This window comes from Rhizobium leguminosarum, from assembly GCF_019798305.1.
GTDB lineage: Bacteria > Pseudomonadota > Alphaproteobacteria > Rhizobiales > Rhizobiaceae > Rhizobium > Rhizobium leguminosarum_U.
This window is the reverse complement of record NZ_JAAXDD010000004.1, coordinates 72,967-97,115: the sequence shown is the minus strand read 5'-3', so window position 1 is coordinate 97,115 and position 24,149 is coordinate 72,967. Positions and strand designations below refer to the sequence as shown.

General features: G+C 61.6%; 24 protein-coding genes. 9 read left to right on the top strand and 15 right to left on the bottom strand.

The genetic code is table 11. From position 1 onward, the window contains the following. Window positions 1-52 precede the first annotated feature (52 nt). Both ubiB and ubiE read right to left on the bottom strand, forming a co-directional pair. Window positions 53-1,627, bottom strand: coding sequence for a 2-polyprenylphenol 6-hydroxylase (gene ubiB / locus HFO99_RS08530; protein WP_222360544.1), 1,575 nt, complete (start codon window positions 1,625-1,627; stop codon window positions 53-55). A 62-nt stretch (window positions 1,628-1,689) separates the two neighbouring features. Further along, window positions 1,690-2,466 carry a bifunctional demethylmenaquinone methyltransferase/2-methoxy-6-polyprenyl-1,4-benzoquinol methylase UbiE gene (gene ubiE, locus HFO99_RS08525; protein WP_222360542.1) on the bottom strand — a complete coding sequence of 259 codons (777 nt, stop codon included), beginning with the start codon at window positions 2,464-2,466 and terminating at the stop codon, window positions 1,690-1,692. Window positions 2,467-2,615: 149 nt separating this feature from the next. On the opposite strand from ubiE, the gene mutM reads away from it, so the two are divergent. The 5 genes from mutM (at window position 2,616) to HFO99_RS08500 (ending at window position 8,414) form a co-directional block, all read left to right on the top strand. Then, window positions 2,616-3,506: a bifunctional DNA-formamidopyrimidine glycosylase/DNA-(apurinic or apyrimidinic site) lyase gene (gene mutM / locus HFO99_RS08520; protein WP_222360540.1), complete on the top strand. Its 891-nt coding sequence runs from the start codon at window positions 2,616-2,618 to the stop codon at window positions 3,504-3,506. Window positions 3,507-3,544: 38 nt separating this feature from the next. Beyond that, window positions 3,545-4,318, top strand: coding sequence for an enoyl-CoA hydratase (locus HFO99_RS08515; protein ID WP_222360538.1), 774 nt, complete (start codon window positions 3,545-3,547; stop codon window positions 4,316-4,318). A gap of 192 nt (window positions 4,319-4,510) precedes the next feature. Further along, complete coding sequence (gene rpsT / locus HFO99_RS08510; RefSeq protein ID WP_003556028.1) at window positions 4,511-4,789, top strand: 30S ribosomal protein S20; 279 nt, start codon at window positions 4,511-4,513, stop codon at window positions 4,787-4,789. A gap of 854 nt (window positions 4,790-5,643) precedes the next feature. After that, the gene (gene dnaA / locus HFO99_RS08505; protein WP_222332448.1) at window positions 5,644-7,194 is read left to right on the top strand and encodes a chromosomal replication initiator protein DnaA; all 1,551 of its coding nucleotides are present in this window, start codon (window positions 5,644-5,646) and stop codon (window positions 7,192-7,194) included. A gap of 137 nt (window positions 7,195-7,331) precedes the next feature. Then, entirely contained in the window at window positions 7,332-8,414 is a 1,083-nt protein-coding gene (locus HFO99_RS08500) for a saccharopine dehydrogenase family protein (RefSeq protein WP_222360537.1), read from the top strand. 66 nt (window positions 8,415-8,480) lie between these two features. Here the strand turns inward: HFO99_RS08500 and hemW are convergent, their stop codons facing one another. From hemW to rph, 4 genes are read right to left on the bottom strand one after another with little or no spacing between them, the layout of a single operon-like run. Next, window positions 8,481-9,683: a radical SAM family heme chaperone HemW gene (gene hemW / locus HFO99_RS08495; protein ID WP_222360535.1), complete on the bottom strand. Its 1,203-nt coding sequence runs from the start codon at window positions 9,681-9,683 to the stop codon at window positions 8,481-8,483. Between the two features lie 9 nt (window positions 9,684-9,692). After that, window positions 9,693-10,337, bottom strand: a complete 645-nt coding sequence (gene rdgB, locus HFO99_RS08490) for an RdgB/HAM1 family non-canonical purine NTP pyrophosphatase (RefSeq protein WP_222360533.1) — start codon at window positions 10,335-10,337, stop codon at window positions 9,693-9,695. Next, entirely contained in the window at window positions 10,338-10,763 is a 426-nt protein-coding gene (locus HFO99_RS08485; protein WP_222360531.1) for a VOC family protein, read from the bottom strand. Continuing rightward, window positions 10,760-11,479, bottom strand: coding sequence for a ribonuclease PH (rph, locus tag HFO99_RS08480; protein WP_064245081.1), 720 nt, complete (start codon window positions 11,477-11,479; stop codon window positions 10,760-10,762). Before rph ends, HFO99_RS08485 begins: the two co-directional genes overlap by 4 nt. 128 nt (window positions 11,480-11,607) lie before the next feature. Here rph and hrcA point away from each other — a divergent pair, with 128 nt between their 5' ends. Both hrcA and grpE read left to right on the top strand, forming a co-directional pair. Beyond that, a complete protein-coding gene (hrcA, locus tag HFO99_RS08475; protein WP_222360529.1) occupies window positions 11,608-12,696 on the top strand; it encodes a heat-inducible transcriptional repressor HrcA in 1,089 nt (362 codons plus the stop codon). A 111-nt stretch (window positions 12,697-12,807) separates the two neighbouring features. Next, entirely contained in the window at window positions 12,808-13,440 is a 633-nt protein-coding gene (gene grpE, locus HFO99_RS08470) for a nucleotide exchange factor GrpE (protein WP_222332442.1), read from the top strand. 43 nt (window positions 13,441-13,483) lie between these two features. Here grpE and HFO99_RS08465 read toward each other — a convergent pair whose 3' ends face one another. Next, on the bottom strand, window positions 13,484-14,428 hold the full coding sequence (locus HFO99_RS08465; RefSeq protein ID WP_222360526.1) for a nucleoside hydrolase: 945 nt from the start codon (window positions 14,426-14,428) through the stop codon (window positions 13,484-13,486). A gap of 276 nt (window positions 14,429-14,704) precedes the next feature. Here HFO99_RS08465 and HFO99_RS08460 point away from each other — a divergent pair, with 276 nt between their 5' ends. Further along, complete coding sequence (locus HFO99_RS08460) at window positions 14,705-15,130, top strand: Hsp20 family protein (protein ID WP_222360524.1); 426 nt, start codon at window positions 14,705-14,707, stop codon at window positions 15,128-15,130. Between the two features lie 47 nt (window positions 15,131-15,177). Then, window positions 15,178-15,435 carry a DUF1150 family protein gene (locus tag HFO99_RS08455; RefSeq protein WP_003556039.1) on the top strand — a complete coding sequence of 86 codons (258 nt, stop codon included), beginning with the start codon at window positions 15,178-15,180 and terminating at the stop codon, window positions 15,433-15,435. 160 nt (window positions 15,436-15,595) lie between these two features. Here the strand turns inward: HFO99_RS08455 and HFO99_RS08450 are convergent, their stop codons facing one another. From HFO99_RS08450 to miaB, 8 genes are all read right to left on the bottom strand, one after another. After that, on the bottom strand, window positions 15,596-16,297 hold the full coding sequence (locus HFO99_RS08450) for a tRNA (guanine(46)-N(7))-methyltransferase TrmB (protein WP_222360521.1): 702 nt from the start codon (window positions 16,295-16,297) through the stop codon (window positions 15,596-15,598). Continuing rightward, window positions 16,294-17,547, bottom strand: a complete 1,254-nt coding sequence (metK, locus tag HFO99_RS08445; protein ID WP_222360518.1) for a methionine adenosyltransferase — start codon at window positions 17,545-17,547, stop codon at window positions 16,294-16,296. Before metK ends, HFO99_RS08450 begins: the two co-directional genes overlap by 4 nt. A gap of 178 nt (window positions 17,548-17,725) precedes the next feature. Continuing rightward, complete coding sequence (locus HFO99_RS08440; protein ID WP_017966725.1) at window positions 17,726-18,142, bottom strand: helix-turn-helix domain-containing protein; 417 nt, start codon at window positions 18,140-18,142, stop codon at window positions 17,726-17,728. 152 nt (window positions 18,143-18,294) lie between these two features. Further along, window positions 18,295-19,899, bottom strand: coding sequence for an apolipoprotein N-acyltransferase (gene lnt / locus HFO99_RS08435; RefSeq protein WP_222360514.1), 1,605 nt, complete (start codon window positions 19,897-19,899; stop codon window positions 18,295-18,297). A 94-nt stretch (window positions 19,900-19,993) separates the two neighbouring features. Next, entirely contained in the window at window positions 19,994-21,139 is a 1,146-nt protein-coding gene (locus HFO99_RS08430; protein WP_222332437.1) for a hemolysin family protein, read from the bottom strand. Beyond that, the gene (gene ybeY, locus HFO99_RS08425; protein WP_018070056.1) at window positions 21,136-21,651 is read right to left on the bottom strand and encodes an rRNA maturation RNase YbeY; all 516 of its coding nucleotides are present in this window, start codon (window positions 21,649-21,651) and stop codon (window positions 21,136-21,138) included. Before ybeY ends, HFO99_RS08430 begins: the two co-directional genes overlap by 4 nt. After that, window positions 21,651-22,700 carry a PhoH family protein gene (locus HFO99_RS08420; RefSeq protein ID WP_222332436.1) on the bottom strand — a complete coding sequence of 350 codons (1,050 nt, stop codon included), beginning with the start codon at window positions 22,698-22,700 and terminating at the stop codon, window positions 21,651-21,653. The genes ybeY and HFO99_RS08420 overlap by 1 nt, the downstream gene beginning before the upstream one ends. Window positions 22,701-22,718: 18 nt before the next feature. Continuing rightward, entirely contained in the window at window positions 22,719-24,128 is a 1,410-nt protein-coding gene (gene miaB / locus HFO99_RS08415) for a tRNA (N6-isopentenyl adenosine(37)-C2)-methylthiotransferase MiaB (protein WP_222332435.1), read from the bottom strand. Between the last annotated feature and the right edge of the window lie 21 nt (window positions 24,129-24,149).

Genomic DNA, 24,149 nt, shown 5'->3' with positions numbered 1-24,149 from the left:
CGTCACATGGGATATCCCAAATGCCGAACACAGCATGTTTTTGGCAGGCGGATCAGCTCAGCATCCAGGCAATATAGACAAGCGTCAATGCGATGATCCACAGCGCAATCTTGGTCGAACGGTTGTGCCGCGCTTCGGCCTTGCCGATCGCCTCCGCCGTCTCAGCATCGAAACGTAAGCCGTGCTCGCTCATATGCAGCAGCTGATGGTGGAATTTTTCGGTCTTCGCCGCGATTTCCGGCACGGCTTCGGCGAGCTTGACCGCCGCCTTCAGCCCCTCTTTGAGATCGGTGGCGATCCGTTTCGGTCCGAGATTGGTACGGATCCAGTCGCCGACGACAGGCTCGGAGGCCTTCCACATGTTGAAGCGCGGATTGAGCATGCGCGACACGCCCTCGACGACCACCATGGTCTTCTGCAGCATCACCAGCTCCGGCCGCGTCGCCATGTCGAAGAGTTCGGTCACTTCGAAAAGCAGCGTCAGCAGCTTGCCCATCGAGATCGTTTCGGCCGGCTGTCCATGGATCGGCTCGCCGATCGCCCGAATCGCCTGGGCGAAGCTTTCGACATTGTGGTGGCCGGGCACATAGCCGGCCTCGAAATGCACCTCGGCGACGCGGATATAGTCGCGGGTGATGAAGCCATAGAGGATTTCGGCGAGGAACCGCCGTTCCTTCTTGCCCAGCCGCCCGACGATGCCCATGTCGACGGCGACGATCATGCCGCCCTCATCGACGAAGAGATTGCCCGGATGCATGTCGGCATGGAAGAAGCCGTCGCGCAGCGTGTGGCGCAGGAACGACTGGATCAGCGTATCGGCAAGCAGGTTGAGATCGTGGCCCGCTGCGCGCAGGCCCTCGACATCGGACATCCTCGTGCCGTCGATCCATTCCATGGTGATGACGTCGCGCCCGGTGCGCTCCCAGTCGACCTTCGGCACGCGGAAGCCGGGATCCTTTTCGGTATTCTCGGCGATCTCGGAAAGGGCTGCCGCCTCCAGGCGAAGATCCATCTCCACCTTCGTCGTCTGCTCCAGCGTCTTCGTCACCTCGACCGGCCGCAGCCGCCGGCTGGACGCCAGGAAACGCTCCTGCATATGGGCAACGAGATACATCGCCTCGATGTCATGGGCAAAACGCTGGCGCACGCCGGGCCGCACGATCTTGACGGCGACCTTCTTCCGGCCCTCGGCGCTGTCGACCTCGGCCGGATGCACCTGCGCGATCGAGGCGGCGGCGATCGGATCGCCGAAGCTCGCATAGAGCTCGCCGATCGGCCGCCCGAGCGAGCCTTCGATATTGGCCTTGGCGGCTGCCGAGGGAAAGAAGGCCATGCGGTCCTGGAGCTGCGACAGGTCATTGGCGAATTCGACGCCGACGACATCCGGCCGCGTCGCCAGGAACTGCCCGATCTTCACATAGGAGGGACCGAGCCGCTCGACCGCCTGCGCCAACCGGTCGCTGCGCTTCTGATGCCGCGCCTTGCTTCGCTCGAAAATCGTGACGAAGGATTTGGCGAGCGCCACCGGCGGCGGCAGCCCTTCGGAAGGAAGCGCCGACACGACACCCTCACGCACGAGCACCCAACCGACGCGCCAAAGGCGGAAATATGCGCCGAAAGTACTCATGTTCTGTTTGATTCTCGCGCGACGCTATTCGAAAACCGCTCTACACTTTTCGGCGTCATGCGTCAGAGCTTCCAGCCGGAATGGAGTGCGGCGATGCCGCCGGTATAATTGGTGAAGGTGACGCGCGAAAAGCCGGCCTGGCGGATCATTGCCGCGAAATTCTCCTGGTTCGGGAACTTGCGGATCGATTCCACCAGATATTGGTAGGGTTCGGCATCGCCGGTGATCGCCTTGCCGAACTGCGGAATGGCATTGAACGACCAGGCGTCGTAGACCTTGTCGAGAAGCGGTATATCGACTTCGGAAAATTCCAGCACCAGCAGCCGGCCGCCGCGCTTCAAGACGCGATAGGCCTCCGACAGCGCCGCATCGATCCTCGGCACGTTGCGGATGCCGAAGGCGATCGTATAGGCGTCGAAACTGCCTGCCTCGAAGGGCAATTCCTCGGCATTCGCCTCGACGAAGGTGAGATTCCCGGAAAGCTTCTTCTTTTCCGCCCGTTCGGCGCCGACGCCGAGCATCGAGCCGTTGATGTCGAGCACGGTGGCATGCGCCTGTCTGCCCGAAGCCTCGACGATGCGGAAGGCGATGTCGCCGGTGCCGCCGGCCACGTCGAGCACCTTGTAGCCCGGCTCCTTGCGCGGGTTCAGCGCCGAGATCATCGCATCTTTCCAGGCGCGGTGCATGCCCATCGACATGACGTCGTTCATGATGTCGTAGCGCTTGGCGACCTTGTGGAACACCTGGTTGACCAGGCTCTGCTTCTCGCCATCAGGCACCTCGCGGAAGCCGTAGGAGGTCTCCATGCCGCCATCGGCGGAAGTGCGGCTTTCTGACATCAGACTGCTCCGTTCCTGAAGATTCGGGCGTGGCGGCCATAGCGAAAGACCGCGCGCGACGTTATCTATGGGCCGCATTCTCCGCGGCACACTGGCGCTATAGCGCACATCGTCGCCGGTTGAAACACGCTAGATATAGATGGGTTAAGATGCCGGAATTGCCAGAAGTCGAAACGGTGAAACGCGGCCTGACGCCGGCGATGGAGGGCACGCGCGTCACCAAGCTGGAGCTGCGCCGCGGCGATTTGCGCTTTCCTTTTCCCGCCGCTTTCGCGGACAGGGTTTCCGGCCGCACTATCGTCAGCCTTGGCCGCCGCGCCAAATATCTGCTGGTCGATCTCGACGACGGCAACACGCTGATTTCGCATCTCGGCATGTCCGGTTCGTTTCGCATCGAGGAGGGTGCGGCCTCCGGCGTGCCGGGCGAATTCCACCATGCCCGATCGAAGGACGAGAAGCACGATCACGTCGTCTTCCATCTGCAAACCGCAAGCGGCCCGCGTCGTGTCGTCTATAACGATCCGCGCCGTTTCGGTTTCATGGATATGGTGGGACGTGCCGATCTCGCCGCCCATCCCTTCTTCCGCGATCTCGGCCCGGAGCCGACAGGAAACGAGCTCAGCGCCGCCTATCTGGCCGAACGCTTCCGGGACAAGGCGCAGCCGCTGAAGAGCGCGCTGCTTGACCAGAAGAACATTGCCGGTCTCGGCAATATATATGTCTGCGAGGCGCTGTGGCGCGCGCATCTTTCGCCGATCCGCGCCGCCGGCACGCTGGTGACGGCAGGGGGGCGGCCGAAGGCGCAGCTCGACCTGCTCGTCGCCTCGATCCGCGACGTCATCGCCGATGCGATCGCCGCCGGCGGATCGTCGCTGCGCGACCATATCCAGACCGACGGATCGCTTGGCTATTTTCAGCATTCCTTCTCCGTTTATGATCGCGAAAGTCAGGCTTGCCGCACGCCCGGCTGCGGCGCTACGGTCGCCCGCATCGTGCAGGCGGGTCGCTCCACCTTCTATTGCGCCACCTGCCAGAAGTGAGCCTGCCAGAAGTAAGAGCGAGAAACCGGGAGAACAGCATGGCCTATGAGACCCTGATCGTCGAAACCCGAGGCAATGTCGGCCTCGTCACGCTGAACCGCCCGCAGGCGCTGAACGCGCTGAATTCCATCGTCCTGAAAGAGCTGAAGGAGGCCTATGCCGCCTTCCACGCCGACGAGACGGTTGGGGCGATCGTGCTCACCGGTTCCGAGCGCGCCTTTGCCGCCGGCGCCGATATCAAGGAGATGCAGCCGCTCCAGTTCGCCGATATCTATAAGAGTGATTTCATCAGCGGCTGGGATGAGGTCGCCAAGGCGCGCAAGCCGGTGATCGCTGCGGTCAGCGGTTTTGCACTCGGCGGCGGCTGTGAGCTCGCCATGATGTGCGATTTCATCATCGCCTCGGAGACGGCGAAGTTCGGCCAGCCGGAAATCACCCTGGGCGTCATTCCCGGCATGGGCGGTTCGCAGCGACTGACGCGTGCCGTCGGCAAGGCGAAGGCAATGGATCTCATCCTGACCGGCCGCATGATGGATGCGGCGGAAGCCGAACGATCGGGACTCGTTTCGCGTGTGGTCGCGCCCGACCGTCTGCTCGATGAGGCTTTTGCCGCGGCCGAAAAGATCGCTTCGCTCTCGCGTCCCTCGGTCATGATGGCGAAGGAGGCGGTCAACCGCGCATTCGAGACGACGCTGGAGGAGGGCTTGCGTTTCGAGCGCCGCCTGTTTCACAGTCTCTTTGCCACGGACGACCAGAAGGAAGGCATGGCGGCCTTCGTCGAGAAGCGCAAACCTGCTTTTACGCACCGTTGAATGCTTTTCGGCGCTTGCCGGTGGCAAAGCTTGAAAATCCGCGTTGACGTGGGCCGGCTTTAGAGTTATATGCCCGCCCACGGTTCGGAAAGCCGGTTTGGTTTTCCGCGATTGCTCCCGCATTGCTGGATTTTGTGGCCGCAGGGCCCGCGGTAGTGGCGGAGTTTGTTCGAATTCTTGAGAGAGGCATCCATGGCCAATACAACTTCGGCGAAAAAAGCGACCCGCAAGATCGCCCGCCGTACCGACGTCAATAAGGCTCGTCGCTCGCGCGTTCGTACTTTCGTTCGCCAGGTCGAAGAGGCCATCGCATCCGGTGACGCCGCCAAGGCGAAGGAAGCTTTCCTGGCTGCTCAGCCCGAGCTTGCCCGCGCCGCCAGCAAGGGTGTGCTGCATGCCAACACGGCATCGCGCAAGGTCTCGCGCCTGGCCGCTCGTGTGAAGGCTCTTTCGGTCACCACGACCGCGTAATCTTCCATTAACGACTTCTTCTTTATGATTAGCCCGGTAATTTTACCGGGCTTTTTCGATTCCACCGATCAGCCCCTGCGTGGTTAATCTCACGACTGTTTCGTGTCAGCGCCATGACAGGAAAGATTGTTTAAAAACAACGACTTGCGCAAGGATGCTTTCACGCCGCGCGACTCTGCCCCAAGCTTCCGGGACGACAGGCGAGTCAAGAGGATTTTATTTTTTTTCTTTCAATGCGTGTCAAAATAGCCCGAACGGGGGAATCTCTTTGATTCAACTGCGATTCTTTTTTGACGCTGGTGTGACGCCCGAAAAGGGCAGGCGGAGTCAATGGCCGCTTGTTAATTTTGCGTAAAATTCATCGTTGATATTGCCGTTTGATCCTGCCTAAATGGCTTCCAACAAAGGGCGCGGACATCACCTGCAGAGGCTCGGTTTTAACTGCCACGTCGGCAGGGCGATGAGTTTGTGCCTTTTGTTACGGAGCCCTGCGCTTCCGTCTTTTCAAGCACTCGACGGATTTGAGCCGTAACGTGGCTGTTACGGAGCGGGGATGTTTTGTGCCTTCAGTGGCCACACGTCTAAGGCGAGGCCACCGGAGAAGGTAAAGTTATATTGCGTTCGGGCTGGTCGGCCGAATACGAGGTTCGACCGCCAGCCTGGCACGGAAAGTCGATGAAGGTTGCCGCATGAGCGCGGCACCTGCAATGGAGTTCTGCGCCGGTCCCTTATGGGGCAGTGTTTGAGTGAACCGGCAGGCGAGCGGCTCATGAGGATCCGTCAGCCCGCCAAAGCGGGGATGATCGGGCGGCCGTTTTAGCGGATGCCTCCCGGTGGAATTGAAAGGCGGCATTATGCAGATGAATACGATGACGACGAGCGGGCTCGACAATGGGGATGCGGCACCGCAGGCGTTCGGCTCCATTCGCCTGGAAGCGGCGGAAGTAAAAGCGGATATGAAGCAGAACGTATTGTTTGAGCGCGTCAGCGCGCGCTTGAAGGCTCAGGTCGGTCAGGATGTCTACGCCAGCTGGTTCGCCAGACTGAAGCTGCATTCGGTATCGAAGAGCGTCGTTCGCCTTTCGGTCCCCACGACCTTCCTGAAGTCGTGGATCAACAATCGTTATCTCGATCTCATCACCGGTCTGTTCCAGGCCGAAGATCCGGAAATTCTGAAAATCGAAGTCCTGGTGCGGACGGCGACGCGCCATGGCACGAAGGCGCTCGATGAGGCGGTGGCGCCGGAACCAGCCGCCCCCACTCAGATGCGCCGCCCGGCAAGTGCTCAGCCGGCCGGTCAGGCCGTCCAGCAGGCGGTTTCGGCGGTTGCCGCCGCAAGGCCCGCAAGCTTCGGCTCGCCGCTCTTCGGCTCGCCGCTCGATAGCCGCTTTACCTTCGACACATTCGTGGAAGGCAGCTCGAACCGTGTCGCGCTTGCGGCTGCGAAGACGATCGCGGAAGCTGGTCAGGGCGCCGTGCGCTTCAACCCGCTCTTCATCCATTCGGCAGTCGGCCTCGGCAAGACCCACCTGCTGCAGGCGGTCGCCAACGCGGCGGTGCAGAACCCGCGGGCTCTGCGCGTCGTCTATCTGACGGCCGAATATTTCATGTGGCGCTTCGCCACCGCGATCCGCGACAATGATGCGCTGACGCTGAAGGATTCGCTGCGCAACATCGATCTCTTGATCATCGACGACATGCAGTTCCTGCAGGGCAAGATGATCCAGCATGAATTCTGCCATCTCCTGAACATGCTGCTCGACAGCGCCAAACAGGTCGTCGTTGCCGCCGACCGTGCGCCCTGGGAGCTGGAGTCGCTCGACCCCCGCGTTCGCTCGCGCCTGCAGGGCGGTGTCGCGATCGAATTCGACGCGCCGGATTACGAGATGCGTCTCGAAATCCTCAAGCGTCGCCTTGCTGTCGCCCGGCTCGAAGATCCGTCGCTCGAAATTCCAGCCGAACTGCTCCAGCATGTCGCCCGCAACGTCACGGCCAGCGGCCGCGAACTTGAAGGCGCCTTCAACCAGCTGGTCTTCCGCCGCTCGTTCGAGCCGAACCTGTCGATCGAACGCGTCGACGAGTTGCTCGCCCATCTCGTCGGCTCCGGCGAGCCTCGCCGTGTGCGCATCGAGGATATCCAGCGCATCGTCGCAAGGCACTACAATGTCTCGCGCCAGGAACTGGTCTCGAACCGCCGCACCCGCGTCATCGTCAAGCCGCGCCAGATCGCCATGTATCTGTCGAAGACGCTGACGCCGCGCTCCTTCCCCGAGATCGGCCGCCGGTTCGGCGGGCGCGATCACACGACCGTGCTGCATGCCGTGCGCAAGATCGAGGAGCTGATTTCGGGAGACACCAAGCTTTCGCACGAGGTCGAGCTTCTGAAGCGCCTGATCAACGAATAATCGACGGGTTTTCCTAAGGATTCAACGGCTGGAAGCGATTCCGGCCGTTTTCCTTTATAAGTTTTTTATTCTATACCTCCCGCGCATCAACTGCATGTCACAGACCGAAGCGCCAAAACGGCGCGTGGGAGGAATGAATGAGTTTTGAAAAGATCGCCGTTCTCGGCCTGGGCAAGGTCGGACGGCTGGCGGCGACGCTTTTGCATGAAGGTGGCTTCGAGGTCATCGGCGTCGACGCGCAATTGCCGCTGAGCGACGTTCCGTTCAAGTGCCGCACCGGCGATATTTCCGATGCCCAGGTGATCGGCGAACTGCTCTCGAATGTCGAGGCTGTGCTCTCCTGCCTGCCCTATCATTTGAACATCGAGCTGGCGCGCGCCGCCCATCTTGCCGGTATCCACTATTTCGATCTGACCGAAGACGTTCCCACAACCAATTTCATCATCGAACTGTCGAAGACATCCGGCGGCCTGATGGCGCCGCAATGCGGCCTGGCGCCGGGTTTCGTTGGTATCGTCGGCGCAAGCCTGGCCGACGGCTTCGATCGCTGCCGGTCGATCCGCATGCGCGTCGGCGCCTTGCCGCAGCATCCGACCGGACTGCTCGGTTACGCCTTCAATTGGTCGCCCGAAGGCGTCGTCAACGAATATCTGAATGACTGCGAGGTCATCGAGGGCGGTGTGCGCAAGCTCGTCTCGCCGATGGAATGGCACGAGACCGTCTATGTCGGCGGCGTCAAGCTCGAAGCCTTCACGACGTCCGGCGGCCTTGGCACCATGTGCGACACCATGCTCGGCAAGATCGACAATCTCGATTACAAGACCATGCGTTATCCCGGCCATATGGAGCTGATGAATTTCTTCTTCCACGAGCTGTTGATGCGCGACAAGCGCAAGCTCGCCGGCGAGATCCTGACCAATGCCAAGCCGCCGGTTGAAGACGATGTCGTCTATGTCCATGTCGCCGCCGAAGGCACCGAGAATGGCAGCCTGCGCCGCAAGGAGTTCGTGCGCGCCTATTACCCGATCGAGATTGCCGGCGCGCGCCGCACGGCGATCGCCTGGACCACGTCAGCCTCCGTCGTCGCCGTCATCGAGATGGTCCGCGACGGCCTGCTGCCGACGACCGGCTTCCTGCACCAGGAGCATATCCCGTTGGAGATGTTCCTGAAGACGCCGACTGGCAGCCTCTTCAAGGCGGGTGCGACCAGCCACGGCTAAGAAATAGTCTCCGGTGCGGCGGCAAATCAATGCCGCCGCACCGAAAACCAACCCGTTGTATCGGTGTCAGCAGGCGAGATCGGCGACGACCGAATCGAGGATCAGCATGCCTGATGGCGTGCAGCGCAGGCGTGAATTGCCGATCCGCTCGATGAACTTGTGTTCGAGCAGGAATTCCTCGCGTTTCGGATCGAGGTCGCGGCCGGAAAGCTGCTGCCAGCGGGCAAGATCGACGCCTTCCCTGAGCCGCAGCCCCATCAGCAGCAGCTCGTCGGACTGTTCCTCGAAGCCGAGCCGCTCCTCATCGAGAATGCCGTGGCCGTCACGCTCGACCATGTCTAGCCAGGTTTCAGGCTTGCGCTCGGTCGCCGTCGCGAGCTTCTCGGGGCCACGCGTCAGCCGGCCGTGGGCGCCTGGGCCGATGCCGGCATAATCGCCGTAGCGCCAGTAGGTCAGGTTATGCCGGCTTTCAGCACCCGGCCGGGCATGATTGGAGACTTCATAGGCCGGCATGCCCTCGCGGGCGGTGATCTCCTGCGTCGCCTCATAGAGCAATGCCGATTGCTCGCCGTCCGGCACGACCAGCTTGCCGGCCTTGTGCAGGCCGTAGAAGGGCGTGCCCTCCTCGATGGTCAACTGATAGAGCGAAAGATGATCGACCGCATAGGAGATCGCCTCCTTCAGTTCCGTTTCCCATTCCTCGACCGTTTGGTCAGGCCGGGCATAGATCAGGTCGAAGGACATGCGCGGAAAGATATCGCGCGCCAGCCGGATCGCCTTCAGCGCGTCGGCGACATCATGCAACCGGCCGAGGAATTTCAGGTCCCGGTCGTTCAGCGCCTGCACGCCGAGTGAGACGCGATTGACGCCGGCCGCCCGGTAGCCGCGGAACCGTTCGGCCTCGACGCTGGAAGGGTTGGCCTCCATGGTGATCTCGATGCCGGTAGGCACATGCCAGTGCCGCGCAATGCCGTCGAGAATGGCGGAAACCGTTTCCGGCTGCATCAGCGACGGCGTGCCGCCGCCGAGGAAGATGCTCGTCACCGTCTTCGGCCCGCTGAGGGACCGGACCACCGCCATCTCCTTCAGGAAGGCTGATGTAAAACGCTCCTGATCCACCGGCTGGTGGCGCACATGGCTGTTGAAGTCGCAATAGGGACACTTCGCCGCGCAGAAGGGCCAATGCACATAGACGCCGAAGCCTGGCTCGCCGGTATCGGGGAGCAGAGCCGCATCGCGCGAGGTGCTTGGCGTGTCGAAATTGCCCACAGACCGACTCTATGCCTCCAGGCAGGTTTCGACAAAGAGTTTGAAGGCACGGGCACGGTGCGACAGCGCTTGCGACTTGCCGACTTTCCAGCCGTGTTTTTCCTCACCGCTCATTTCACCAAAGGTGATGTCGTAGCCCTCAGGCTGGAAGACCGGATCGTAGCCGAAGCCCTGCGTGCCGCGCGGCGGCCAGACGACACTGCCTTCCACCTCGCCGCGAAACAGCTCCGTATGCCCATCCGGCCAGGCAAGGCAGAGCACACTGATGAAACGCGCCCTGCGCTGTTCCGGCTTTGTCGCGCCCGCATCCTGCAGCGCCTTTTCCACCTTCGCCATCGCCATGTCGAAATCGCGCGTGCCGTTGGATGTCTCCGCCCAATTGGCGGTGTAGACACCAGGATCGCCGCCAAGCGCGTCGATCACCAGCCCGGAATCGTCCGAAAGCGCCGGCATGCCGGCGGCATTGGCCGAGGCGACCGCCTTGATCGTCGCATTCTCTTCGAAGCTCGTGCCCGTCTCATCCGGTTCGACGAAATTCAGCTCCGCCGCCGATTTGGCGGTGAAGCCGAGCGGCCCGATCAAGTCCTGGATCTCGCGAATCTTGCCGGCATTGTGGCTGGCGACGACGATGGTCTTGGTTTCAAGCTTGCGCATTCAGATATCCTGTTCGATGCCCCAGATTTTAGCCTCCGCACATTCCAGGCTGTTGCCGGCCGGATCGCGGAAATAGATCGAGCGGCCGCCGTTCGGCCAGCGCACCTCGGATTCGATCGCAACGCCGGCCGTCGACAGCCGTTCGGCCATGGCATCGATATTGCGGCCGGACACCCGGAAACAGGCGTGGCCCTGGCCGCTCGTGCCGTGCGGCGGCACCTGCAGCGCTTCGAGTGCCGGCGGCTTCACCGTTTCCTCGGGATTGAAGATCAGGAGAACGCCGGGCCCACAGCGGAAGAAGACATGCCGATTGGCGGCGCGGGCGATCTTCTCAAGTCCGAGAACGTCTTCGTAAAACGTCTCGGCCTTATCGAGATCCCGCGCATAGAGCGCCGTTTCCAACATGCCTTCCAGCATGGGGTTCATCCTTCGACGGCCTGCTTCTGCAGTGCCACGAGTTCGCCGATGCCGTTTCTGGCCAACTGCATCAGCGAGGTGAATTCGCTTTCGCTGAACGGCGTGCCTTCGGCGGTGCCCTGGATCTCCACGATCCCGCCGGTGCCCGTCATGACGAAGTTCGCATCGGTCTCTGCCGAGGAGTCTTCCAGGTAATCGAGATCGATCACCGGCTGGCTGGCAAAGATGCCGCAGGAGATGGCGGCGACATGATCCTTCAGGACCCGGTCGACCTTGATCATGTTGCGGCTTTCCATCCATTTCAGGCAATCGTAAAGCGCGATCCAGCCGCCGGTGATCGAGGCGGTCCGCGTGCCGCCATCGGCCTGGATGACGTCGCAATCGAGCGTGATCTGCCGTTCGCCGAGCGCCTGCAGGTCGACGACGGCGCGCAGCGATCGGCCGATCAGCCGCTGGATTTCCTGAGTGCGGCCTCCCTGCTTGCCGGCGGCGGCTTCGCGCTTCATGCGTTCGCCGGTCGCCCGCGGCAGCATGCCGTACTCGGCCGTGACCCAGCCCTTGCCGGTATTACGCAGCCATGGCGGCGTCTTTTCTTCGAGGCTCGCCGTGCAGAGTACATGCGTATCGCCGAACTTCACCAAGCAGGAGCCTTCCGCGTGCTTGGAAAAACTGCGCTCGAACGAGACCTTGCGCATCTGGTCGATTTTTCTGCCTGAAGGCCGCATTCTTATCTCCTGGGGTTTATTTGACCGCTTCTACGATTGGCTGCGCTCATTTGCAAATTCCCTTTTGCCACGGGTGTGAGTTTGACTTACTTTTCGGGAAGTATCATCAGCATGGGTTTGAAAGCTTCATGGGCATCAGGTCGACGTCGGTTTCGGATGCCGTAGCTGCGCTGGACGAGCGCTCCAGGGAAATTTTTCGTCGCATCGTCGAAGGTTATCTGGAAAGCGGCGAGCCGCTCGGTTCGCGTAACCTGTCCCGTATCCTGCCGATGTCGCTGTCGCCGGCCTCGGTGCGCAACGTCATGAGCGATCTCGAAGAGCTCGGCCTGATCTATTCGCCGCATGTCAGTGCCGGCCGGTTGCCGACCCAGATCGGCCTGCGCTTCTTCGTCGATGCCTTCATGCAGGTCGGCGACCTCTCGGCCGAGGAGCGCGCCAGCATCGACCGTCAGGTGCGGGCCGAAAGCGGCGGCAATCCCGTCGAATCGATGATGAACGAGGCAAGCCGAATGTTGTCGGGCATTTCGCGCGGCGCGGGCCTCGTCATCACCTCGAAAAGCGATCCGGTGCTGAAACATGTCGAGTTCATCCGGCTCGAACCGACAAAGGCGCTGGCCGTGCTCGTCGGCGATCATGATCAGGTGGAAAACCGCATTATCGAGCTGCCGGCGGGCGTCACTTCCTCGCAGCTGACGGAGGCGGCGAATTTTCTCAACGCCCATATGTCCGGCCAGACCCTGCCGGAGCTTCGCAAACAATTAAGCCGCCTGAAGGACGACGTCCGTCACGAGCTCGATGCCCTGTCGCGCGATCTGGTCGAGCGCGGCATTGCTGTCTGGGCCGGGAGCCCGGATGAGGGAAAGCCGACGCAGCTGATCATCCGCGGCCGCGCCAACCTGCTCGAAGGCCTCGCCGGCGCCGACGATCTCGACCGGCTGCGGCTGCTGTTTGATGATCTCGAGAAGAAGGATAGCCTGATCGAGATCCTCAATCTCGCCGAAAGCGGTCCGGGTGTGCGCATCTTCATCGGTTCGGAAAACAAGCTCTTCTCGCTGTCCGGCTCATCGCTCATCGTCGCACCCTATCGTGACGACGACGATCGCATCGTCGGTGCCGTCGGCGTCATCGGCCCGACGCGGCTCAATTATTCCCGCATCGTGCCGATGGTGGACTATACGGCCCAGCTCGTTTCCCGCCTTTCGCGCAACCAGCTTTGACGCCGCAGCTGCCAAGGGCGCAGAATTTTCGCTTCTTTGTCACGCAGACTTGATTTTTTTCGGTCAAACCTCGATATCGGGCGCATCTGAAGACACCAACCGGAGACCGTCATGACCGATGACACGACGAAAAACGGACCTGACGCAACTGCGGCGGATGCCGCAGCCGACGCTACCGCCTACGTCGAGAACGAAACTGCGCAGGAAGAGGCCGTCCAGCCGGACCCGATCGAGCTTCTGAAAGCCGAAAACGGCGAACTGCGCGACCGCTATCTGCGCCTTGCTGCCGAGATGGACAATCTGCGCCGGCGCACCGAGCGCGAGGTGAAGGATGCCAAGTCCTATTCCGTCGCCGGCTTTGCACGCGACATGCTCGCCGTCTCGGACAATCTGCGCCGCGCACTTGATGCCATCTCTCCGGAGACCAAGGCTGCAGCCGATGCCGGCCTTAGCACTCTGATCGAGGGTGTCGAGATGACCGAGCGCGCCATGCTGTCGGCTCTCGAGCGCCACGGCGTTCGCAAGCTGGAGCCGGTTGGCCAGAAGTTCGATCCGAATTTCCATCAGGCAATGTTCGAAGTGCCGAACCCCGACGTGCCGAACAATACGGTCGTGCAGGTCGTGCAGGCAGGCTTCTCCATCGGCGAGCGCGTGCTGCGCCCGGCCATGGTCGGTGTCGCCAAGGGCGGCCCGAAGCCGGCGGAAGCCGAAACCAACTCCGTCTTCGATGAGAAGGACGCCTGAGATCATTTCCCTTCCTCCCGGGGAAGAAGAGAAAGCCGAAGCGTTAGATGCGGGCGAAGCGTTCGATCAGCAGATCGAAAAAGTCATCCGCATCGACATGGCGCATAACCTTGGCGTTGCGCTTGCGCTCGGTCACATGCCACCAGTCGACGACCGTCATGCCGGCGGTGAGTTGGGACCGGACCTCGATCTCGACATTGCAGTCCCGGCCCTGGAAAAGCTCCGGCTTCAGCAGATAGGCGACGACGGTCGGGTCGTGCAGCGGCCCGCCGTCGGAACCGTATTTCTCGATGTCGAAGCGTTCGAAGAATTCCAGCATCTCGACCATGGCCTTTGCCGGCGCCGTGCCGATCTCAGCCATGCGTTTCACCCGGTCCTTGCGGGTCAGCAACTGATGCGTCACATCAAGCGGCATCATCACGATCGGAACGCCTGAGCGGAAGACGATATCGGCCGCTTCGGGGTCGACATAGATGTTGAATTCGGCGGCCGGCGTGATGTTGCCGCCCTCGAAGAAGCCACCGCCCATCATCACCAGTTCGCGGATGCGGGGGATGATGTCGGGCGCCTTCTGGAAGGCCATGCCGATATTGGTGAGTGGCCCGAGCGTGCACAGCGTCACTGCGCCCTCCGGCTCGCGGCGCAGCGCCTCGATGATGAAGTCGACGGCATGGCCGGGCTGCAGCGCCATCGTCGGCTCGTCGAGATCCGGACCGTCGAGGCCGGTCTTGCCGTGCACATGTTCGGCCGTCACCAGCTTGCGGGCGATCGGCGCGTCGGCGCCGGCGAAAACCTTGGTCTCCGCCCGGCCGCAGAGCTCGCAGACGATGCGCGCATTGCGGCTGGTGAGCGAAAGCGGCACATTGCCGGCGACCGTCGTGATCCCCAGCACCTCCAGCTCATCGGGACTGCCGAAGGCCAGCATGATGGCGGCCGCGTCGTCCTGGCCGGGATCCGTGTCGATGATGATCTTTCTTGCGCTTGCCATTCCGATCGTTCCATCCTCGCACTGCGTGTTATCGGGCATGCACCGTTTCTTCACGTCCCGTCACAAATCAGCACAATCCGCGCGGGCATGTTTTGATGAGAGGCAGCAGGCGCTTTGTCAAGGAAAGAGCCTGACGCCATCTTAAAATTGAGAAGGTGGCGCCGACACGTCGCGCCCCACGCCTTGCAGCGCCGGGCTCCTGCCCCCATATTAGCGGCATCCGGATGCTGCACTTAAGGTCCGGGATGGTCGCTTGCGCCAAGGACTTGAAAAGAGATGAGCCGCATTACCCCTTTCGCCAGCCCGCTGCTTCTGGGCTTCGATGCCATGGAAAAGACGCTGGAGCGCATTTCCAAGACGAGCGACGGATATCCGCCTTACAATATCGAACGCATCGGCGCCGACAGCGGTGCGCCGGAACGTCTGCGCATCACCCTTGCCGTGGCTGGCTTCAGCGAGGAGGAACTCGATGTCTCCATTGAGGAGAACCAGCTTGTGATCCGCGGCCGCCAGGTCGAACAGGGCGAGCGGGACTATCTCTATCGCGGCATCGCCGCCCGGCAGTTCCAGCGTACCTTCGTTCTTGCCGATGGCATGCAGGTGCTCGGCGCCGGGCTGAAGAACGGCCTGCTCTCCGTCGATCTAATTCGCCCGGAACCGGCGCGCATGGTCAAGAAAATTAACATTTCGGTCTCACAGTAGCACAACGGTTTGTCGAACCGTTGGTCCCTTCTCCCGGAGGAACAGGAATGTTGATGAAAGAAGCCACGTCTCACTTGACCAAATCCGAACTTGCCCACATCGGCAACGGCGAGGTCGCCTATATCAGAAAGATGCGGACCGATGAGGTCGCCAAGTGCTTTCCCGAGGCGCCTGATATCGATCCGACCGTCGATCTCTGGGCGCTCTTCGGCGCCGACGGCACGCCGATCTTGCTGACGGATAATCGCTCCAGCACCTTCTTCAAGGCTGCCGAGGACGAATTGAAGACGGTCAGCCTGCACTGACCGTCAACTACCGTCTGTCGCGTTTCACCGCTCTTTCGGTGCGCGGCCGCTTACTCGATTTCGCCGCGGTCTGGGACGGATGTCGCGGCATTGCACCTGCAGCGCCGCGCGTCTTTTCAGACGCGCAAAGGATGCTGAGCACTTTCAGTTTGCGGTGGGCTCAGATCTTCCTGAACGTCAGATAGGCCGAAGACCGGCCTTCGCGGCGCGCCTTGGCCTCGTAGCGTGTGCTCGGCCAGCCCTCATAGGGGGTCAGCCAATCCGCTGCATTGTCGGCTATCCAGTCGAAGCCGCCATGGTCGCGGCATTTGATCAGCGTCCAGTTCACATAGGTATCGATGTCGGAGGCGAAGCAGAACAGGCCGCCGGGCTTCAGCACGCGATGAAAGCGGCCGAGATTGGTTTTCGAGACGAAGCGCCGTTTCCAGTGCTTCCGCTTCGGCCAGGGATCGGGATAGAGCAGATCGATCTGATCGAGTGAACGGTCCGGCAGCCACTCGAGCAGTTGCGTCGCGTCGTCATTATAGACGCGGATATTGGAGGCGCTGGTCTCGCCGATGCGCGTCAGAAGCTTCTGCATGGAATTGACGAAGGGTTCGACGCCGATGAAGCCGGTCGAAGGCGTCTCCAGCGCGCGGTGGATCAGGTGCTCGCCGCCGCCGAAACCGATTTCCAGCCGCAATCTCTCGACCGGAACCGGGAAGAGGGATGTCAGCGGCTCCGGAGGAGCCGCTGTAAGATCGATCAGGAATGCCGGCAGAAGACTATTCAGCGTCTCGGCCTGCTGTTCGCGCAGGGCCTTGCCCTTGCGACGACCGAAGAAGGCTTCGGTCGACCGGCCGCGGCGTTCCATATCCGTCATGCAGCGGCTTTGGCCTTAACGGATTCCTTGAGCGCCTTCACGAGGTCGGTGCGCTCCCAGGAGAACGAGCCGTCGCGGCCGGCCTTGCGGCCGAAATGGCCGTAAGCCGAGGTCTTGGCGTAGATCGGCTTGTTGAGGTCGAGATGACGGCGGATACCCGACGGCGACAGGTCCATGTTCTGGCGGATCGCGGCTTCGACCTGATCCTCGAAAACACCCTTGCCGGTGCCGTGCAGGTCGACATAGATCGACAGCGGCTGAGCGACACCGATGGCGTAAGAGAGCTGGATCGTGCAACGGTCGGCAAGGCCGGCAGCGACGACGTTCTTGGCGAGGTAGCGGGCAGCATAGGCAGCCGAACGGTCGACCTTCGTCGTGTCCTTGCCGGAGAATGCGCCGCCGCCATGCGGAGCGGCACCGCCGTAGGTGTCGACGATGATCTTGCGGCCGGTGAGGCCCGCATCGCCGTCCGGTCCGCCGATGACGAACTTGCCGGTCGGGTTGATGTACCACTTGCAATCGTCGGCGATCTTCAGTTCGCCGAGCGCTTCGCGGATATAGGGCTCGACGACGGCGCGGACCTTGTTCGAATCCCAGCTCTCGTCGAAATGCTGGGTCGAGAGCACGATCGAGGTTGCTTCCGACGGCTTGCCGTCGACGTAACGCACGGTGACCTGGCTCTTGGCGTCGGGGCCGAGCTTGGCGACTTCGCCGTCGCCCTTCTTGCGGGCAACTGCGAGCAGTTGCAGGATCTTGTGGGAATAATAGATCGGGGCCGGCATCAGGTCCGGCGTTTCACGGCAGGCGTAACCGAACATGATGCCCTGGTCGCCGGCGCCCTCGTCGCCCTGCTGGTCGGCAGCGCTGTCGACGCCTTGCGCGATATCGGCCGACTGCGAGTGCAAGAGCACGTCGATCTTGGCCTTCTTCCAGTGGAAGCCGTCCTGCTCGTAGCCGATATCCTTGATGGCGCGGCGGGCGGCGGCCTTGAACTTGGACGGGTTGATGACGTCCCTGCCGTCCTTGTCCTTCTTCATCAGGCTCGGCGGCAGGCGAACTTCGCCGGCGATGACGACGCGGTTGGTCGTCGCCAGCGTTTCGCAGGCAATGCGCACGCCCCATGGGTTGACACCGGTCTTGGCCGCTTCGCGGTAGACCAGATCGACGATCTCGTCGGAGATGCGGTCACAGACTTTGTCCGGATGACCTTCGGCAACAGATTCGCTGGTAAAGAAATAATTCGCGCGCATTTCGGGATTCCCCTCAAAGAATAAAAGCCAGCTAGTAGGTACTCAGTTCGAGGGCTGATGACAAGCGCAGAAGGACATAAATATATCTTTATATCTGTGGCAAAGTGACAAATTTTGCCCCAAAAACGCAAAAAAGGCGGCCTTTCGACCGCCTTTCGAATTCTGCACTGGTCTTGGTTCAGTCGGCGTCGGCTTCAGCCGCCAGGGCTTTCACCAGCTCCACGACCTTGCGGCGAACCTTGGGATCGGAAATTTTGACGAAGGCGCGATTGAGCTGCAGTCCTTCCGAGGAGGAGAGGAAATCGACGACGTAATTCGAGCTGGAGGCTTCCATGCCGCCGCCGCCGGCAGAATGTTCGCCGGGCGCGTCCTCGAAGAAAAAGGACACCGGAACATTGAGGATGTTCGAGATGTTCTGCAGACGGCTTGCGCCGACGCGGTTGGTGCCCTTTTCGTATTTCTGGATCTGCTGAAAGGTGATGCCAAGGCTTTCGCCAAGCTTTTCCTGGCTCATGCCCAGCATCGTACGACGGAGGCGGATACGGCTGCCAACATGGATGTCGATCGGATTCGGCTTCTTTTTGTTTTCAATCATGGTCGTGCCCTAGTTAAGAATTTCAACCTGTTTCTAACCGGCATGCCCCTGATCCATCCCAAAACGCCACGTTGCAAGAGGTGAAAAACCCACCTTCGAACATACGTTAAGAACGCCGATTGTCATCACTATGCAATTTTAGGGGTTTTTGGTCAATTCAACCCGGAAATAAAACCCCTGCGAGAAATTAGCGCAATCAGAATCAGCAGCGCCTCGGTCAACCAGAAGTATGTTTGCTGGGGGTGTGTAGTTCCGAGTCCCGTGCTGATGCTATCGAGCGTTGCATCGATGAAGCCGGTTTCCTCAAGATCGAGGCCCGCAATAATTTCCCCGTGGGCGTTCACCAGCGCTGAAATGCCGCTATTGGCATCACGAATCAGCGGCAGACCGGTTTCAACAGCCCGTACCCGTGCCTGCTGGAAATGCTGGTAGGGGCCGGGCGTCGCGCCGAACCAGGCGTCATTGGTGATATTGAGGATCGCGTTGGCGTCTTTTATGTCGCCGGTCATTTCGTCGGGGAAAATGATCTCGTAGCAGATCAGCGGATAGAGATCGAGGCCGCCGGGCAGCGTCAGCAGGTGCCGGCTTGCCGCGGCCGAAAACCCTCCTGGTATTTCGACGACGTTCTGGATGCCGAATTCGGTGAGCACGTCCTCGAAGGGCAGGTATTCGCCGAAAGGCACCAGATGCACCTTGTCGGAGGCGCCGATGATCTGGCCGCGGCCGTCGATCACGTAGATGGAATTATAATAGCGCGTCGGAGTGCCCGGTCCCATCTCCTCGGCGCGGACGGCGCCGGCGATCAGCACCTGGTTGTCATCAAGCGTATCGGCGATCCGCGTCAGCGCATCCTGGTTGTCGGTCAGGATGAAGGGGATCGAGGTTTCCGGCCAGACGATGATATCGGGTTTGCGTCCGCCATTCTTCGGCGCTTCAGCCGAAAGCTTCAGATGCGTCTCGAAGATCGCGGCGCGGTCGGCGTCGTTGTCCATCTTCGCCGCCTGGTCGATCGCCGGCTGCACCAACCGCACCACCGGCCGCTTGCCCTCCGGCAACGTGTCCGGCCGAGGCGCGAGATAGAGAGCATAAGCGCCATAACCCAGATGGGCGGCAAAGAGCAGGACGGCGAGCACGATGCCCGGCCGCGCGCCTTGGCGCGTCCCAGCAAGCGCAGGCGCAGAAAAGACGAAGACGGCAAGGGCCGTCACCCCCATCGCCCCGATCACATGCGCCGACTGCATCATCAGCGGAACCGGCATCATGCCGTAGCCGATGGCGTTCCAGGGAAAGCCGGTGAGGATCACGCTTCGAAGCCACTCCATCAGCCCGAAGCCAGCTGCAAGCGCGGCGATCCGCCCCATGCCATCAGACCAGACGATGCGGGCAAGGGCCGCCGCCAGCCCGTAGAAGATCGCGAGACAGGCCGGCAGCCCGAGGATTGCCAGCGGCAGCGCCCAGGCAAACTCCTCCTGATCGACCAGCAGCGCATGGCCGAGCCACCAGAGGCCGGCGACGAAATAGCCGAAGCCGAACAGCCAGCCGGTGGTGAACGCCGGCCACAGCCTGCCGATCAGGCCGCTCTCAGGCGAAGCCGCCGCCCCGTCGATCAGCCAGACGAGCAGCGTGAAGGAAACGAACATTGCCGCGAAAAAGCCGAAGGGCGGCAGCGCCAGAACCGCGAATGCCCCGGCGGCGATGGCCAGCAGCGACCGATTGAAACCCCAGACGAGGATAACCCTGTCCGCAAGCCGCTCCATGCACACTCCCATCAAACCGCGAATCAACCCATCCGCAGTCTTTCAAAAAAGCGGCTCTTTGTCCCATCAGTTGGGTCCCGTCAGTTGGGCCCTGTCAGTTGGCGGTCGATTCCGCCGGCCGGTCGTCGCCGGCCTCGGAGCCGGGAGCGATGTCGCCATCCGTCTTGGCGCGGCGGCGAACCGCGTGGCGCTTGCGGGTAATGCGCAGCCGTTTGATGCGGCGCGGATCGGCGTCGAGGATGTGGAATTCGAAGCCTGGGAGCGCCTGCACGACTTCGCCGCGCACCGGAATGCGGCCGAGCGCCGAGAAGATCAGGCCGCCCAGCGTATCGACCTCGTCGACCTGCTCGCTGATGTCGAAATCCGGCCCGATCGCTTGGGCGATCTCTTCCAGCTCGACCCGGGCGTCGGCGATGAACATGTCCTCGGCGACGCGCTTGAACATCACCTCTTCGTCGTCATGTTCGTCGTCGATATCGCCGACCACCATCTCGACGATGTCTTCATGCGAGGCAAGCCCGTCGGTGCCGCCATATTCGTCGATGACGAGCGCCATCTGCGTGCGGTTTACTTGCATCCGGCGCAACAGGTCGGACGCCAGCATCGACGGCGGCACGAACAGGATCTTGCGGATGATGCCGGCCTCGGCCAGCGTCTTTTGCAGGTCGACGCGGGCGAGATCGAAATTCTGCTTGGCCGAACGCGTGGTCTTCTGGATGTTTTCGGGCGCAACCTCGATCGCCGGCACGACAGCGGCCGGTTTCGTCGGGCCGCGGCGTTTGTTTCGCGCCTGCTTGGCGACATAGGAGAGCAGATCGCGGATATGAACCATGCCGCGCGGATCGTCGAGCGTATCGGCATAGACAGGCATGCGCGAACGGCCTGATTCTTCGAAGAGGATCATCAACTGGCCGATGGTGATGTTCTGGTCGACCGCCTCGATATCGGCGCGCGGCACCATCACGTCGGCGACGCGCACTTCGCGAAAGCGCAGGATGTTGTTGAGCATCGCCCGTTCGTCGGGCGAAAAGGCGTCGTCGCCGGCCGCATCGGTCATCAGCGCGTCGGCGAGATCCTCGCGCAGTCGCGAGCCCTGCTGCGGGCGAAGGATGCGCGCGGCGCGCGACCAGAAGGATTGGGATCGGCCGGATGGCCGACTACTACTGCCTGCCTCGTCCGAAGAGGAGGATGGCTCGGAGTCCTTGGCGTCTGCCGCCGGCTTCGTCGTAAAGTCGCTCATGGTTCCATTTTAAGGTCTTGACCCTCGTAAGGATCAGATAGGCCGAGCTGCGCTAAAATGCGAGTCTCCAGCCCCTCCATAATTTCGGCTTCGGCACTATTCATATGATCGTAGCCGAGAAGATGCAAGAAACCGTGCACCAGAAGATGGGTCAGGTGGTCGTCGAAGCTCTTTTCCAGCTCGGTCGCTTCCCGCTCCACCGTCTCCCGGGCGATGATGATGTCGCCGAGCATCGGACCAGGCATCTTGCCGGGCTGAACCGGAAAGGCGGGAAAGGAGAGCACGTTGGTCGCCTTGTCCTTGCCGCGCCATTCGGCGTTGATGTCCTGGATCGAGGCATCGTCGGTAAAGACAAGCGAAACCTCGGGCGGCATCGTCGGGAAGGGCTGCTTCTCGCTGTCGCGGAGATAGATTGCCGCGGCACTGAGCACGCGTTCGCAAAACGACTGCAGCGTTTCCTCGCCGGGCCAGCCGATGTCCTCGACGCTGATCTGGATGTCGAGTTCGGCCATTAGCCCTGCCGGCTGACGTCTTCGGCGACGGCATAGGTGGAATCATAGGCCCTGACGATGCGCCCGACCAGCGGATGGCGGACCACGTCGGTATCCTTGAAGCGCACGATCGAGATGCCCTCGACGCCGTTCAGAAGCTGCAAGGCCTCGACGAGGCCGGATTTGACGCCGCGTGGCAGGTCGATCTGGCTCGGGTCGCCGGTGACGATCATGCGCGCATTCTCGCCGAGACGCGTCAGGAACATCTTCATCTGCATCGATGTCGTGTTCTGCGCTTCGTCGAGGATGATGGCGGCGTTGGCGAGCGTGCGGCCACGCATGAAGGCGAGCGGCGCGATTTCGATGACGCCGGCAGTGATCGCCCGGTCGACCTTGTCGGCGGGGATCATGTCGTAGAGTGCGTCATAGAGCGGACGAAGATAGGGATCGACCTTTTCCTTCATGTCGCCGGGCAGGAAGCCGAGGCGCTCGCCGGCCTCGACCGCCGGACGCGACAGGATGATCTTTTCGACCGCGCCTCGCTCCAGCAGCTGAGCGGCATGGGCGACGGCGAGATAGGTCTTGCCGGTGCCGGCCGGGCCGACGCCGAAGACGAGCTCGGCGCGTTCCAGCGCCCTGATATAGGCGTCCTGCGTCGGCGTGCGGGCGATGATCGTCTTCTTGCGTGTCGAAACCTGCGCCATCGTCAGCTTGGCCTTGCGTTCCATTGTGGGAAGGCTGAGCTGATCGTCGGCGGCGACCGCCATGCGAATTGCGCCCTCGACGTCGGATCGTTCCACGCTGCCGCCTTTCTGAAGTTTTTCATAGAGATAGTCGAGCGTGCGCCGCGCCTGATTGGTGGTCACGACATCGCCTGTGATGACGACAGAATTGCCGCGTGCCCGCGCATCGATATTGAGCCGTTGCTCGAGCAGCTTGAGGTTCTGGTCGAATTGACCGAAGAGCTCGCTGGCGAATCGGTTGTTCTCGAACGTCAGGACGAAGTGATTGGTGTCGCTCGGCGTGCGGGGGTGGCGCGGTGAAGAAGAAACCAATTCTTGTCCGTTCAAGCGGTCGGGCTCCTTAGGTTAAACCGCAGCCTCTGCGCGTTCGGCAAACAGGCTGTTTGTTCCGGTTCCGGTGATTCGCACTTTGATAATGTCACCGATTTGCGATGCTTTTGCATCAACATTCACTGATTGAAGCCAGGGAGAACGTCCGATTAGTTGTTCCGGCATGCGACCGGGCTTTTCGAGCAACAGGTCGATCTCCTTGCCGATGCAGGATTCGGCAAATTCCTGCTGCTGCTTCAGGAGAAGCATTTGCAGGCGTTCCAGCCGTTCTGCCTTGATTTCTTCCGGCACCTGGTCCTTCAGCTCCGCGCCGGGCGTGCCCGGCCGTGTCGAGTATTTGAACGAGAAGGCCTGTGCATAACGTACCTCCTCTACAAGCCTCAGTGTATCCTCAAAATCCTGATCTGTCTCCCCCGGAAAGCCGGTGATGAAATCGCCCGACAGGGCGATGTCAGGCCGCACCGTGCGGATGCGCTCGATCAGCGCCAGATATTCGGCCGCCGTGTGACGCCGGTTCATTGCTTTCAGGATGCGGTCCGAGCCCGATTGCACCGGCAGATGCAGGTAGGGCATCAGCGCCCGGAGGTCGCGATGAGCGTTGATCAGCCGGTCGTCCATGTCGCGCGGGTGGCTTGTGGTATAGCGCAGCCGCGCAAGGCCGGGGATCTCGGCCAGGCGATAGAGCAGGTCGCCGAGGCTCCATGCCTCGCCTTGGCTCCCGGCGCCGTGCCAGGCATTGACGTTCTGCCCGAGCAGGGTGATCTCGCGCACCCCGCTGTCGGCGAGCTTTTCGGCTTCCTCGACGATCTGGGAAACCGGCCGCGACACTTCCGAGCCGCGTGTATAGGGCACGACGCAGAAGGTGCAGAACTTGTCGCAGCCCTCCTGCACCGTCAGGAAGGCGGTGACGCCACGGGCGCGGATCTTTCGGCTCTCGGCGATCGGCAGATGCTCGAACTTGTCCTCGATCGCATATTCCGTATCGACGACGCGCTGGCCTTGTTTGGCCCGGCGCAGCGCCTCCGGCAGGCGGTGGTAGGTCTGCGGGCCGATGACGACGTCGACGGCGGGTGCGCGGCGCAGGATCTCCTCGCCTTCGGCCTGGGCGACACAGCCGGCAACGCCGATCATCATCTCCCGGCCGTCCGCCGCCTTCTTCTTTTTCATCTCGCGCAGCCGTCCGAGCGCCGAATAGACCTTCTCGGCCGCCTTTTCGCGAATATGGCAGGTGTTGAGCAGAACGAGGTCAGCCTCTTCCATATCTTCCGTCGGCTCGTAGCCGTCGCGGGCGAGCGCGTCGCTCATGCGCATGGAATCGTAGACGTTCATCTGGCAACCATAGGTCTTGATGAAGACCTTGCGGCTGTTGCTGCCATCGCGGGGTGTCGATTCCGGGGCCTGGAGAAGGGCGCTGTCCTGTGTCATGGCGCGCTATTTAGTGGTTTT

Coding starts and splice junctions, on each gene's coding strand:
- HFO99_RS08485 (WP_222360531.1), bottom strand. CDS start 10,763: ATGAACCCCATGCTGGAAGGCATGTTGGAAACGGCGCTCTATGCGCGG.
- HFO99_RS08460 (WP_222360524.1), top strand. CDS start 14,705: ATGAGCCGCATTACCCCTTTCGCCAGCCCGCTGCTTCTGGGCTTCGAT.
- HFO99_RS08430 (WP_222332437.1), bottom strand. CDS start 21,139: ATGAGCGACTTTACGACGAAGCCGGCGGCAGACGCCAAGGACTCCGAG.
- HFO99_RS08500 (WP_222360537.1), top strand. CDS start 7,332: ATGAGTTTTGAAAAGATCGCCGTTCTCGGCCTGGGCAAGGTCGGACGG.
- HFO99_RS08515 (WP_222360538.1), top strand. CDS start 3,545: ATGGCCTATGAGACCCTGATCGTCGAAACCCGAGGCAATGTCGGCCTC.
- rdgB (WP_222360533.1), bottom strand. CDS start 10,337: ATGCGCAAGCTTGAAACCAAGACCATCGTCGTCGCCAGCCACAATGCC.
- dnaA (WP_222332448.1), top strand. CDS start 5,644: ATGCAGATGAATACGATGACGACGAGCGGGCTCGACAATGGGGATGCG.
- rph (WP_064245081.1), bottom strand. CDS start 11,479: ATGCGGCCTTCAGGCAGAAAAATCGACCAGATGCGCAAGGTCTCGTTC.
- lnt (WP_222360514.1), bottom strand. CDS start 19,899: ATGGAGCGGCTTGCGGACAGGGTTATCCTCGTCTGGGGTTTCAATCGG.
- HFO99_RS08465 (WP_222360526.1), bottom strand. CDS start 14,428: ATGGCAAGCGCAAGAAAGATCATCATCGACACGGATCCCGGCCAGGAC.
- metK (WP_222360518.1), bottom strand. CDS start 17,547: ATGCGCGCGAATTATTTCTTTACCAGCGAATCTGTTGCCGAAGGTCAT.
- mutM (WP_222360540.1), top strand. CDS start 2,616: ATGCCGGAATTGCCAGAAGTCGAAACGGTGAAACGCGGCCTGACGCCG.
- miaB (WP_222332435.1), bottom strand. CDS start 24,128: ATGACACAGGACAGCGCCCTTCTCCAGGCCCCGGAATCGACACCCCGC.
- HFO99_RS08450 (WP_222360521.1), bottom strand. CDS start 16,297: ATGACGGATATGGAACGCCGCGGCCGGTCGACCGAAGCCTTCTTCGGT.
- ubiB (WP_222360544.1), bottom strand. CDS start 1,627: ATGAGTACTTTCGGCGCATATTTCCGCCTTTGGCGCGTCGGTTGGGTG.
- ybeY (WP_018070056.1), bottom strand. CDS start 21,651: ATGGCCGAACTCGACATCCAGATCAGCGTCGAGGACATCGGCTGGCCC.
- grpE (WP_222332442.1), top strand. CDS start 12,808: ATGACCGATGACACGACGAAAAACGGACCTGACGCAACTGCGGCGGAT.
- hrcA (WP_222360529.1), top strand. CDS start 11,608: ATGGGCATCAGGTCGACGTCGGTTTCGGATGCCGTAGCTGCGCTGGAC.
- HFO99_RS08440 (WP_017966725.1), bottom strand. CDS start 18,142: ATGATTGAAAACAAAAAGAAGCCGAATCCGATCGACATCCATGTTGGC.
- HFO99_RS08455 (WP_003556039.1), top strand. CDS start 15,178: ATGTTGATGAAAGAAGCCACGTCTCACTTGACCAAATCCGAACTTGCC.
- ubiE (WP_222360542.1), bottom strand. CDS start 2,466: ATGTCAGAAAGCCGCACTTCCGCCGATGGCGGCATGGAGACCTCCTAC.
- rpsT (WP_003556028.1), top strand. CDS start 4,511: ATGGCCAATACAACTTCGGCGAAAAAAGCGACCCGCAAGATCGCCCGC.